1 pseudogene is annotated in these 366 nt (G+C 65.0%); it reads left to right on the top strand.

The window, feature by feature from the left end:
• Positions 1–366: pseudogene (locus F2P45_RS34705) on the top strand (Tn3 family transposase); the annotation flags it as partial.

The following is a 366-nucleotide window of genomic DNA, read 5'->3' as shown; positions in this document are numbered from 1 at the left end:
AACGCCGCTGGCGAGCCGTTCATCGCCGCCTTCGCTTGGCTTCGCGCGAACATGACGGCGAAGAGACCCGGCAACGATGCGCCGCGCGAAATCATCAGCAAGCCCTGGCAACGTCATGTGCTGCGCGAGGATGACGCCATCGACTTCCACGCTTACACTTTCTGCGTTTTGTCCGAATTGCGTACCGCGCTGCGCCGGCGCGACGTGTTCGTGGCCCCGAGTTGGCGGTACGCCGATCCGCGCGTCGGCCTGCTCGACAGCGCTGAATGGGAATCAACGCGCCCGATCATTTGCCGCACGCTGGGCCTGTCGGCAGTGCCGGGGCCGATATTGACGGCCCTTGCCAGTGAACTGGACCGCGCCTAC

It is taken from the genome of Massilia mucilaginosa (genome assembly GCF_011682145.1).
Lineage (GTDB): Bacteria > Pseudomonadota > Gammaproteobacteria > Burkholderiales > Burkholderiaceae_D > Telluria_A > Telluria_A mucilaginosa.
Note: the sequence above shows the minus strand (reverse complement) of the source record. Positions and strands in the feature narration are given on the sequence as shown.